We start from the raw sequence: 12,400 nt of genomic DNA, 5'->3' as shown, positions 1-12,400 counted from the left end.
AGCTAGCAAGGGGTTCCAGGCCGAAAAAGGCAGTCTTGTTGTCAGGCTCGCAATTCGCGGCGATGCCGCATTGCGATGCGCGGCTCAAATGGCCGCCAAATCAAGGCGTTGACGCGCCGCAAATATATTCAGCGGCGGCGCCGGTTCCAGGCGCCGATAGCAGTACCCGCTTGGATGTCCGTCGGTTGCTCTCGCCCCTGTGTCGTTGCGCCGCAAGGCAGCATCGTCATTTGTTGTGCGCCTGTCACAAACCATACCCAGATTGCCGCCCGCAATGACCGGGGCTCTACCCCGGTAATAAGTACTTGGGGGCGTTACGTGAAATCTGAGTTTCTGAGCCGCGCAAGCCGGCTTGCGCTGGCTATTTCTGCGACTTCGTTGGGGTTCTCCTGTCCGGCACTGGCCGCAAGCTTCAGCACTCCTCCGAACAGCACGACGGCGCAGACCGTCTCCAACAATGACGCCGGCTCGGTCGGCGCCGGCAGCAGCCTGTCGGTGACGGGCACCGCGATCACCTGGATCACCGGCCTGTCGTCGCCCGGCGTCGTCATCACCAACAACGGCACCATCTCGGCGACCTCACGCGGCATCGACACCTCGAGCAGCGCCATCAGCGGCAATCTCACGCTGATCAACAATGCCGGCGCGCTCTTCACCGCGTCCAACGATGCATTCCGGATCAATGGCGGCCTGAGCAGCGGGTCGGTCACCGTCGACAATGCCGGCACCATCCAGTCGACGGGCAACGGCCGCGTCTTCGACTTCGTCAACGCGACGTCGAACACCACCGTGTTCTCGATCACCAACCAGAGCGGCGGCACCATCAGGTCATCAGGCAGCGACGTAATGCGGATCGGCGGCGGAACCACCACGATCACCAATTCCGGCATGATCGACGCGACCAATACGGCCGGGTCTCGCGCGATCCGCGCCACCACCAATCTCAACAACGTGATCTCGCTGTCGGTCGTCAACAATGCGGGCGCGACGATCCAGTCGGCGGACGACGCCATCCAGATCAACGGCGCATCGGGCAGCAACAGCACGACCGCGGCCAGGTTCTCGGTCGACAATGCCGGCACCATCAAATCGGCGACCGGGCAGGCGATCGACTTCGACAATCTCACCTCGACCGCCGCGAGCGTTCACATCACCAACCGCGCGACCGGCCTGATCACCGCGGCCAATGCGGATGCGATCCGTCCCGGCGAAAACTTCACCATCGACAATTACGGCCAGATCATCGCCAATGGCACGATCGATCCCGCAACCGGCCGGCCCAGCGCCGATGCGATCGATCTTCAGGGCGGCCACAACGGCACCGTCAACAACTATGCCGGCGGCCTGATCTCGGGTGCCAAGAACGGTACCGCGGGCGACGCCGGCACCATCACGGTCAACAATTTTGCCGGCGCAACCATCATCGGCCGCAACGGTGCGGGCGTCGGCGGCGGTAACGCCATCGTCACCAATTACGGCACCATCACCGGGGCGATCGACGGCGTGTCCACGCGCAGCGATGGCGACGGCATCGATATCGACAATGTCCTGACGCTGACCAATTACGGCATCGTCCAGGGCACCGGCGCGACCGGCGCCGATGACGGCGGCCGCTTCAACAACAGCGAAGGCCTTGCGATCGGCGGCGGCACCATCCGCAACTACGGCACCATCAGCGGCGCCGCGGCGGGCATCGCAGCGGATCGGCGGCGCTCGACCTGATCAACTATGCCGGCGCCACCATCGTCGGCAACAACAGCTATGCGATCCGCTCCGAGAACAAGACCGGCAATGCCGCCGTCGACAACGACAGGATCGTCAACTACGGCACCATCATCGGCAACGGCACGATTCCCGATCCCAATGGCGTTACGCTGCTGCAGAACGGCACGCCCGATACCGGCTCGATCGGTACGCTGAACGGCGTGACCTATACCGGTACCGGCTCGACCCGCTTCATCCGCGGCGACGGCGCAGCGATCCAGACCGGCGAGGGCGCCGACGTGCTGTCGAACTACGGCACCATCATCGGCAATGCCGGCCGCGCGATCAGCATGGAAGGCGGCGACGACACGCTCAATCTCTATGGCGGCTCGACCATCAGCGGCCGGATCGATGGCGGCGTCGGCACCGACACGCTCAACCTGTTCGGGCCAGGCTCGGGCACGCTCTCGAACGTGATCAATTTCGAGGTGCTCAACGTGCAGGGCGGCGTCTGGACCGTGACCGACGCGCAGAGCTACCAGGCCGGCGCCACCATCGGCGCCGGTGCGACGCTGCTGGTCAATGGCTCGCTTGGCAATGCCGTGACCGTCAATGCCGGCGGCACGCTCGGCGGCAATGGCAGCGTCGGCAATGTCCTGGTCAATGGCGGCACGCTGTCGCCGGGCAATTCGATCGGCACGCTCACGGTGCAGGGCAGCCTGACCTTCACCGCCGCATCGACCTATCTGGTCGAAGTGTCGGCCGCGGCGTCCGATCGCACCAACGTGACAGGTGCGGCAACGCTCGGCGGCGCCACGGTCAACGCGTCCTTCACCGGCACCACGTTCCAGAAGCAGTACACCATCCTCAACGCGGCCGGCGGTGTCAGCGGCAGCTTTGCCGGGCCGGTCAACAGCAATTTGCCATCGAACTTCATCTCCAGCCTGAGCTATGACGCCAACAGCGTCTATCTCAATCTGGCGCTGAATTTTGCCGCAACCGCCAGGCTCAGCGGCAATCAGGCCGCGGTCGGCCATGCGATCAGCAACGCCTTCAACAGCACGGGCAGCATTTCCGCCGCGTTCGGCGCGCTGACGCCGGCCGGGCTGACGCAGGCGTCGGGCGAACTCGGCACCGGCTCGCAGCAGACCACTTTCGATGCCATGAACATGTTCCTCGGCGTCATGACGGATCCCTTCACCGAAGGGCGCGGTGGCATGCGCGCAAGGGGCGGCGCGTCGCAATTCGCTGATGACACCATGAACTACGCGTCGACTGGCATGTCGCGAGCGAATGGCGCGCGCGACGCCTATGCCGCGATCTATCGCAAGGCACCGCCGCTGCAACAGACGTTCGAGCAGCGCTGGAGCGTCTGGGCGGCGGGCTTCGGCGGCGGGCAGAGCACCGATGGCGGCACCGCCATCGGATCGAATTCGACGACGAGCCGCATTTTCGGTGTCGCTGTCGGCGCCGATTACCGGATCTCGCCCGACACGATTGCCGGCTTTGCGCTCGCCGGCGGCGACACCAATTTCACCGTGGCCAATGCACTCGGCGGTGGACGCTCCGATCTGTTCCAGGCCGGCGCCTTCATCCGTCATGGATTCGGGCCGGCCTATCTGCTGGGCGCGCTGGCCTATGGCTGGCAGGACGTCACCACTGATCGCACGGTGACGATCGCCGGCATCGACCGGCTGCGCGCGCAGTTCAACGCCAATGCGCTGTCGGGCCGGATCGAAGGCGGCTATCGCTTCATCACGCCGTGGTCGCTGGCGCTGACGCCCTATGCCGCCGGACAGTTCACGACCTACGATCTGCCTGCTTATGCCGAGCAGGTGCTCTCGGGATCGAGCGCGTTCGCGGTGGCCTATGGCGCCAAGACCGTCACCGCCACGCGCAGCGAACTCGGCCTCCGCAGCGATCGCTCGATCGCGTTGCAGGATGGCATTCTCAGCCTGCGCGGCCGCCTTGCCTGGGCGCACGACTACAACACCGATCGCAGCGTTGCCGCGACATTCCAGACGCTGCCGGGCGCGTCCTTCGTGGTCAACGGTGCGGCGCCGGCGAGCGATGCGGTGCTCACCACCGCGAGCGCGGCGATGAACTGGACCAGCGGCTGGTCGGCGGCGCTTACCTTCGAAGGCGAGTTCTCCGACGTCACGTCGTCCTATGGCGGCAAGGGTGTCGTTCGCTACACGTGGTGATGACATCATCTCGGCAGGGCGCGTGTTGCCCTGCCGGGTTCCGCTGCATGGTTAAGGACAGCTGAAAACAACGCATCGAAATGCGTTGAAGAGTCTTTAATCAAATTCGCAGAACCTCCGCGCCATGACGCGTGGAGTTCGTTTGTATCTCGTCGGCTCCCTTGTCCTTGTGTCGCTTGCTGGTTGCGGTCGCGGTCTGTTTCAGACCGCCGAGCGCGAACCGTGGCGGGCCGAGGCCGAGGCCGCATGCCTGAAGTCGGGCGCGGTCAAGGAGAGCGCCGACCTCGTCCGCATCGATCCGATCTCCGGTCCCGGCGTCTGCGGCGCCGAGTTCCCGCTCAAGGTCGCCGCGCTCGGTGAAGCCAGTTCGGCTTACGGATTTGCCGACGACAGCCTGCGCCCGCCGGCATCAGTCGGCAACCAGCCGCGCTGGCCGATCAACCGCCAGCTGCCTCCGCCGCCCGCGCAGGCGCCGTATTCCAATCAGGCCGTCGGCCAGCCGAGCTATGGCAACGAGCCGGGCTATGGCAGCCGTCAGAATGGGCCGGTCTCGCTGTCGGCGCCCGGCGTTCCGCCGCAGCAGGACGAGATCGATTTGCCGCCGGAAGGCTCGCCCGACGCCAGGGGCGAGCGACCTTATTATCCCGGCCTGCCATCCAATCCGCAGCGCGGCAGCGCGGCCGCGCCCTATTCACCGGCACCGTATTCCCAGCAGCCGCCCGGCGCGCCACCGCCGCCGCGGCTCGGTCCCTCGAGCGGCAATCCGGTGGTGACGGTCGGCCCGGTCGCAGTGAAGCCGGCGGCAACGCTGGCGTGCCCGATCGTCTCGGTGCTCGAGCGCTGGCTCGCCGATTCCGTACAGCCGGCGGCGCAGCGCTGGTTCGGCGCGCGCGTCGTCGAGATCAAGCAGATTTCGGCCTATTCCTGCCGCGGCATGAACGGCAATTCGCACGCGCATATTTCCGAGCACGCCTTCGGCAATGCGCTCGACATCGCAGCCTTCACGCTGGCTGACGGTCGCCGCATCACCGTGAAGGATGGCTGGAGGGGCCTGCCGGAGGAGCAGGGCTTTCTGCGCGATGTCCAGGCCGCCGCCTGCCAGCAATTCACCACGGTGCTGGCGCCGGGGTCCAACGTCTATCACTACGACCACATCCATGTGGATCTGATGCGCCGGGCCAGCCGGCGTCTGATCTGCCAGCCCGCCGCCGTCTCGGGCGAGGAGGTCGCGGCGCGTGCCGGCGGCCGTAACCCCTATGCAACGCGCGAACCTTATGTCACAGGATCGCTCGGCGGCAGAAAGCCGGCCCCGCGGGGTAAGGCGGGGGTCAACGAAGAAGACGAATTCGCCGACGAATAGGGACGCGTCTGATACCCGTATTTTTACTGGGTGACACCGTGCAAACGGTAGCCACTTTTATGCTGCATATGCTTCGGAGCCGGGCGCACCCGGCTGATTTCTGGGGGATAGCTTTGCAAGACGCGCCGATCATTCTCGTCATCGAAGACGATCGTGATCTTCAGATGATGGTAGAGGACTCCCTGAGGGACGGCGGCTATGAGCCGGCGATCGCGGGCTCGGGCGAGGAAGCGTTGACGCTGCTGAAGGCGTTCCGCACCAAATACTCAGCACTGGTCACCGACATCCGCCTGCTCGGCCGGCTCGACGGCTGGCGCGTGGCGCGCGGCGCCCGCGAGATCGACCCGTCATTCCCGGTGCTCTACATCACCGGCGGCGGCGGCGACGAGTGGCCGACCCGGGGCGTGCCGGACAGCGTGCTGCTGAACAAGCCGTTCTCGCCCGACGAACTGGTCGCGGCCGTGGCCAAGCTGCTCAAGAACGGCGCGCCGGCCTGAGCGACTGATCGTTCCTGCGATTTGACGATGCGCACGTTGTGCGGGCAAAACGTGCCGGCATGAATGATTTCGCACAGTCGATCACGGCGGCGGCATCGCTGATAGCCGGTCGCGATCCGGTCCTGCTTGGGATCGTCGCATTGTCGTTGCGCGTCAGCCTGCTGGCGAGCCTGCTCGCGCTTCTGATCGGCGCGCCGATCGGCGGCTGGCTTGCGATATCGAGGTTTCGCGGACGGCAGGTGGTGATCGTGCTCGCCAATGCCTGTCTCGGCCTGCCGCCGGTCGTGGTCGGCCTCGGGCTTTATCTGCTGCTGTCGCGATCCGGACCGCTGGGCTTCGCCGGGCTGCTGTTCACGCCGACGGCGATGGTGGTGGCGCAGGTCATCCTGGCGACGCCGATCGTGGTTGCGCTGGTGCATCGTCCGGTCGCGCTGCTGTGGGCGGAATATGCCGATTTGATCCGCACCGACGGCCTGTCCCGCCTGCGCAGCCTTGCGCTGGTGTTCTCGCTCGGCCGCGCCTCGCTGCTCACCGCGTTCCTCGCCGCCTTCGGCCGCGCCATCGCGGAGGTCGGCGCCATCATCATCGTGGGCGGCAATATCAGCGGCTATACGCGAACGATGACGACCGCGATTGCGCTCGAGACCAGCAAGGGCGAGCTGGCGCTCGGCCTCGGGCTCGGCGTCATCCTGCTTGCGCTGAGCGTCAGCGTCAGCACGATCGCGTTTCTGCTAGTGCGCGGCGTTGGGGAAAAATAGCTGCTCGCCGCCGACCTTGTAGCCGGCAATGGCCGACTGCCCGGCCTGCGAGACCAGCCAGTCGATGAAGGCCTCGCCGTCCGCGGCCTTCACCGTCGGGTGCTTGGCCGGATTGACCAGCATCACGCCGTACTGGTTGAACAGCCGCCGGTCGCCTTCGGTCAGCACGGCGAGCTCGCCGCGGTTCTTGAACGACAGCCAGGTGCCGCGGTCGGACAGCACATAGGCATTCGACGCGGATGCCATGTTGAGCGCCGGACCCATGCCCTGGCCGATCTCGCGATACCACTGGCCCTTCGCTGAGCCGAGATCGACGCCGGCCGCTTTCCAGAGCCGCAGCTCGGCCTCGTGCGTGCCGGAGTGGTCGCCGCGCGAGATGAAGGCCGAACTCGTCGCAGCGATCTTGCGCAGGGCATCCGCGACATCCTTTTCGCCGGCGATATGCGCCGGATCGGCCTTCGGGCCGACGATGACGAAATCGTTGTACATCACGTCATATCGCCTGGTCGCAAAGCCCTCGGCCAGGAATTTCTCTTCGGCCACGCGATCATGCACGAACACCACATCGGCATCGCCGCGCCGTCCGATGTCGAGCGCCTGTCCGGTGCCGACCGCGACCACCTTCACGGCAATGCCCGAGGTCTCCCAGAACCGCGGCAGCAGATAGCCGAACAGGCCGGACTGTTCGGTCGATGTCGTCGAGGCGACGGTGATGGACCGGGTCTGCGCGAGTGCGGGACCGGCGAACAGCAGCGCGGCGGCGATGACAAGGTGTCGAAGGAGGGATGTCATGTGAATACTGCGTACCGGAGAACGATGTCGGTCACCATGCCGCATTTCGTCCGGTGACGCAAAGCAGGAGCGATGTCGCGCGCTGCGATCGGCGGTGATAGGGTCGCCTCGAACGAAGCAATAAGAAGGGATATCAGGTCATGGCTTTGGAGAAGGTCGCGCTCGTTACCGCAGGCGGCAGCGGCATGGGAGCGGCGGCGGCGCGGCGCCTCGCGGCCGATGGTTTCCGCGTTGCGATCCTGTCGTCGTCGGGCAAGGGCGAGGCGCTGGCAAAGGAGCTCGGCGGCCTCGGCTTCACCGGCTCGAACCGTTCCAACGATGATCTGAAACGCGCCGTCGACGGCGTGGTGGAGCGTTGGGGCCGCATCGATGCGCTGGTCAACAGCGCCGGCCACGGCCCGCGCGCGGGTGTGCTCGAACTGACCGACGAGCAGTGGCACACCGGTCTCGACGTCTACCTGATGAACGTGATCCGCCCGACGCGTCTCGTCGCGCCTCGCATGCAGGCGCAGAAGTCGGGCGCGATCGTCAACATCTCCACCGCCTGGGCGTTCGAGCCGAGCGCGATGTTTCCGACCTCGGCGGTGTTCCGCGCCGGGCTCGCCGCGTTCACCAAACTGTTCACCGACAGTTACGCCGCCAGCAATGTGCGCATGAACAACGTGCTGCCGGGCTGGATCGACAGCCTCCCGGCAACCGACGAGCGCCGCGACAGCGTGCCGATGAAGCGCTACGGCAAGGCGGAGGAGATCGCCGCAACCATCAGCTTCCTCGTCTCCGACGGCGCGGGCTACATCACCGGCCAGAGCATCCGCGTCGACGGCGGCCTGATGCGGTCGATTTGAGGCAACTGCTAACCCGTCATCCTCAGGGTCTGACTCATAGTCAGACTCTGAGGAGCAAGTGAGCTCGAGCTTCACAAGCGGCTCCAAATGTTCGCCGTCGTCCCGGCGAAAGCCGGGACCCATAACCACCGACGGTTATCGTTGCGGATCGGTGAAATGACGAGTCCCGTCCACAACATCCGCCGCGGAGTATGGGTCCCGGCTTTCGCCGGGACGACATCAAAGTGTGCGGCGCCGTTCGTACCCGTTGCGTCGCCACAACTTACGTCACCAGTTGCGTCTACGCGCTGCGCGGCGCGCTCCAGGCCGCGGGCGTCACAATTGCGGCGACCTCTGATTGCGTTTGTCGTGATGACAAACTGAAGGCGCAGGGCTAGCCTTCCGTCAAATCAAAACATACCGGAGGAATGGCATGCCAGACGCAGCAGTTGCAGCACGCGCTTCAGACTCCACGCAGAGCGGAACCACGCAGCAGGTCGACGTTGCGGTGGTCGGCGCCGGCTTCGCCGGACTTTACCTGCTGCATCGGTTGCGCAAGGCGGGCTTCTCGGCGATCGCGCTCGAAGAGGGCGCCGACGTCGGCGGCACCTGGTACTGGAATCGTTATCCCGGCGCGCGCTGCGACATCCAGACCATCGACTACAGTTACACTTTCGATCCCGAGCTCGATCAGGCCTGGACCTGGTCGGAGAAATACGCGACCCAGCCGGAAATCCTGCGCTATCTCGGTTTCGTCGCCGACCGTTACGATCTGCGTCGCGACATCAGGTTCGGCACCAAGGTTACGCAGGCGACCTGGAATGATGCGACCTCGCGCTGGCAGATCTCGACCAACAACGGCGCCAACGTCTCGTGCCGCTACTACATCATGGCGACCGGCTGCCTGTCGTCGCCAAAGCCGCCGGAGATCGACGGCGTCAAGGACTTCAAGGGCGAGATCTATTTCACCGGCCGCTGGCCGCATCAGGGCGTCGATCTCAAGGGCAAGCGCGTTGCCGTGATCGGCACCGGATCGTCGGGCATTCAGTCGATTCCTTTGATCGCCGAGCAGGCCGCGCAGCTCACCGTGTTCCAGCGCACCCCGAACTTCGCGCTGCCCGCGGGCAACGGCCCAGCGCCCGAGGATCGCAAAACCTATTTCGAGAGCGACCGTGCTGCCTATCGCGACCAGGCGCGCTGGTCGATGGCCGGCGTGCCCTATCCGCAGCAGACCGTGGTGAGCTGGCAATTGAGCGACGCCGAGCGCCGCGAGCGGTTCGAGAAGGCGTGGGCGGCGGGCGACCTCGTCCACATCCTGACCCAGCTCTGGGCCGACCAGGCGGTCGATGTCGACGGCAACAGGTTGGTCGCCGACCTGATCCGCGAGAAGATCGGCGCCGTGGTCAAGGATCCGGAGACGGCGGCGGCGCTGGCCCCGCACGATCATCCGTTCGGCGCCAAGCGTCCCTGCCTCGATACCAATTACTACGCGACCTACAACCGTCCCAACGTGACGCTGGTGAATCTGCGGCAGGAGCCGATCAAGGGGATCACCACCAGCGGCATCTTCACCAACGGACGCAAGTTCGACGTCGACGTCATCGTGTTCGCCACCGGCTTCGACGCGATGACCGGGGCGATCATGGCGGTGCATCCGATCTCCGGCCGCGGCGGCAAGTCGCTGTCGGATGTCTGGGCGCACGGACCGCAGACCTATCTCGGCGTCACCGTCGCGGGCTTCCCCAATCTGTTCATGATCACCGGCCCCGGCAGCCCGTCGGTGCTGTCGAACATGGCTGTCTCGATCGAGCAGCATGTCGATTGGGTGGTGGAACGGATCGCCGCGCTGCGCGACGCCGGCTTCACCACGATGGAAGCGACCGAGACCGCGCAGGTCGGCTGGGAACGGCACATGGCCGATTGCGCGACGCTGACGCTGCACCGGCTCGCCAACACCTGGTACACGGGCGCCAACGTGCCCGGCAAGCCGCAGGGCGTGATGCCTTATACAGGCGGCGTCGGTCCGTATCGCAGCATCTGCAACGAGGTGGTCGGCCGCGGCATGCTCGGCTTCAGGCTCACGGGCCCCGGCGTTGCCGAGCAGTGCAATGACGGCGAGATCGTGCGCCTGCAGCCGGACGTGCGGCTGGTGCTGAATCTACTTGGCGAGATGAACCTGCCGCCGCTCGAGACGATGGGGGCGCAGGGCGCGCGCGACTTCCTCACCGAATTCAACAAGGGGCGTCCCTTTGGCCGCCCGGTCGGCGAGGTAGGCGGCGGCATGCTGCAGGGCGCGGACGGTCCGTTGCCGTACAAGCTCTACCGGCCGACGACGTCTGGGCCGCATCCGATCGTGGTGTATTTCCACGGCGGCGGCTGGGTGCTCGGCGACGAGATGTCGGATGATCCGTTCTGCCGCGACCTGTGCCGGCGCACCGGCATGATCGTCGTCAGCGTCGGCTATCGCCATGCGCCCGAGCATCGCTTCCCGGCCGCGGCCGAGGACGGTTTTGCGGCGACGCGCTGGATCGCGGCCCATAGCGCCGAGCTCGGCGGCAGGGCAGGGCCGCTGCTGGTCGCGGGCTGGAGCGCCGGCGGCAACCTTGCGGCCGTCACCTGCCAGCTCGCGCGCGATCGCGGCGGGCCCGAGATCGCGGGCCAGCTCCTGATCTGTCCGGTCACCGATTCCACATTCGACCGGCCGTCCTATGTCGACAACGCGACCGGCTATTTCCTGACCCGCGGGCTGATGTACTGGTTCTGGGACCTGTACTGCTCGCCGGCCGACCGCACCGACCCGCGCGTCGCGCCGCTGCGCGGCAAGCTCGAAGGCCTGCCGCCGACGTTCATCGCGACCAGCGAGTTCGATCCGTTGCGCGACGAGGGCATCGCCTATGGCGACGCGCTCGCCAAGGCCGGCGTCAAGGTCGAGCAGCTCAAGGCGCAGGGCCACTTCCACTCGTCGTTCGTGATGGTCGACGTCATCATCACCGGCGTTGCCGGCCGCGTGAAGATGGCGAAGGCGCTGCGGCGCTTCGCCGGCCTGCCCGAGGAGGTCGAGCAGGACAACGTCGCTACGCCGGAGGTCAACGCGGCGGCGAACTAGCTCGGGTTTGAATTGCAGCCGCGCTCCCTCTCCCGCTTGCGGGCACTTGCGGGGGAGGCGCGTTGCGAAAATATCGAAAACAACCCCATGCAAAGGAGCCGGCGGTGGCAGGCGTTCGACCTAGCGGCGTTCGACCTAGCCACTGTTCGACCTAGCCACTTGACACGTCGGGCAACTCACGGATATATTTCTAATATTCCGAAATCTCTCGCTCTAACCGAGCTCGAACGTCGTGACGCCGAACACGCGATCGATCCGGAGTGGCGGGATCGCGCCGGTATACATCCGCGCGGTCTCGAACACCGGCGACAGCCCGAGGCCTTGCGCCAGCGCGACGGCGTCGCGGTTGACCGCGGGGACATCGAGGAAGACCTCGCCGCTGCCCGCACTCGCGAGCAATGCCGCGACAACGGCCTCGGCGCCGGCACGGTCATCGGCAACCAGCGGACCGATCTTGCGGCCGGTCCGGCACGGGCGGATCACGCCCCAGCCGGCCAGCCTGCCGTCGCGCATCAGCGCGCGCCCGACATGTCCTGACGTGTTGATCCAGGCGCGCAGGAATGCCGGCCGCGGTGCGGGAAACACAGTGGCGTCATCGGCCTCGATCAGCGCCATCGGCAGATCGGTCAGCGCGACGGTGCCGTCGCTCGGCGCGGATGGTGCGGCGACAGTGCCGCCGCAGCGCACATTGGCGTAAGCGAGCGCGAAGCCGGACTTCTGGTAGTTCGCCTGCTGCGCCACCACGCCATCGAGCCCGATCACGCGCGGGCGCGCATGCGCGATGGCCGCATTCCAGATCTTCAGGCCATGGCCGCGGCCGCGCAGATCCGGACGCACGATGTAGAAGCCGAGGAAGGCAAATTGCGCGCCGTAATTGACGCAGGAGATCACCGCGGCCGGCTCGCCATCGAGCTGGCCGATGAAGAAGCCCTGCGGGTCCTCGGCGGCAAAGCAGGGCGCATCTGCGAGACCAGGATTCCATCCCTCCGCCGCGGCCCAGTCCACCGCGAGCGCGATCTCGTCCGGCTGCATCTGTCGGATGGTGAGGTCGTTCATGGTCGATCGCCTCGTCGTGCTGGAGTTATTGATCGTGCACATCGACGGCTGGAGAACAATACCCCCCGTGACGATCTAAAGAACGTACGTCCGTCATGT

9 protein-coding genes are annotated in these 12,400 nt (G+C 66.0%); 7 read left to right on the top strand and 2 right to left on the bottom strand.

From position 1 onward, the window contains the following. The first annotated feature begins 318 nt into the window (after positions 1-318). The 5 genes from ACVW1B_RS23840 (at position 319) to ACVW1B_RS23820 (ending at position 6,523) form a co-directional block, all read left to right on the top strand. On the top strand, positions 319-1,722 hold the full coding sequence (locus tag ACVW1B_RS23840; protein ID WP_456822305.1) for a beta strand repeat-containing protein: 1,404 nt from the start codon (positions 319-321) through the stop codon (positions 1,720-1,722). A gap of 203 nt (positions 1,723-1,925) precedes the next feature. Then, entirely contained in the window at positions 1,926-3,908 is a 1,983-nt protein-coding gene (locus tag ACVW1B_RS23835) for an autotransporter domain-containing protein (protein WP_456822304.1), read from the top strand. 124 nt (positions 3,909-4,032) lie between these two features. Beyond that, positions 4,033-5,268, top strand: coding sequence for an extensin-like domain-containing protein (locus tag ACVW1B_RS23830; protein WP_310880700.1), 1,236 nt, complete (start codon positions 4,033-4,035; stop codon positions 5,266-5,268). A 113-nt stretch (positions 5,269-5,381) separates the two neighbouring features. Further along, a complete protein-coding gene (locus tag ACVW1B_RS23825; protein WP_456822303.1) occupies positions 5,382-5,765 on the top strand; it encodes a response regulator in 384 nt (127 codons plus the stop codon). Positions 5,766-5,824: 59 nt separating this feature from the next. Continuing rightward, complete coding sequence (locus ACVW1B_RS23820) at positions 5,825-6,523, top strand: ABC transporter permease (RefSeq protein ID WP_016845814.1); 699 nt, start codon at positions 5,825-5,827, stop codon at positions 6,521-6,523. Here ACVW1B_RS23820 and ACVW1B_RS23815 read toward each other — a convergent pair. Continuing rightward, positions 6,497-7,315, bottom strand: coding sequence for a substrate-binding domain-containing protein (locus ACVW1B_RS23815; RefSeq protein ID WP_310880699.1), 819 nt, complete (start codon positions 7,313-7,315; stop codon positions 6,497-6,499). The two genes, ACVW1B_RS23820 and ACVW1B_RS23815, sit on opposite strands and share 27 nt — an antisense overlap. A 140-nt stretch (positions 7,316-7,455) precedes the next feature. Here ACVW1B_RS23815 and ACVW1B_RS23810 point away from each other — a divergent pair, with 140 nt between their 5' ends. After that, complete coding sequence (locus tag ACVW1B_RS23810) at positions 7,456-8,160, top strand: SDR family oxidoreductase (RefSeq protein WP_253607534.1); 705 nt, start codon at positions 7,456-7,458, stop codon at positions 8,158-8,160. Between the two features lie 412 nt (positions 8,161-8,572). After that, positions 8,573-11,245, top strand: coding sequence for a flavin-containing monooxygenase (locus ACVW1B_RS23805; RefSeq protein WP_456822302.1), 2,673 nt, complete (start codon positions 8,573-8,575; stop codon positions 11,243-11,245). A 213-nt stretch (positions 11,246-11,458) separates the two neighbouring features. On the opposite strand, the gene ACVW1B_RS23800 is transcribed toward ACVW1B_RS23805, so the two are convergent. Next, on the bottom strand, positions 11,459-12,301 hold the full coding sequence (locus tag ACVW1B_RS23800; RefSeq protein ID WP_310880697.1) for a GNAT family N-acetyltransferase: 843 nt from the start codon (positions 12,299-12,301) through the stop codon (positions 11,459-11,461). Positions 12,302-12,400 lie beyond the last annotated feature (99 nt).

It is taken from the genome of Bradyrhizobium sp. USDA 4502 (genome assembly GCF_054063355.1).
This window is presented reverse-complemented; position numbering and strand designations above follow the sequence as displayed.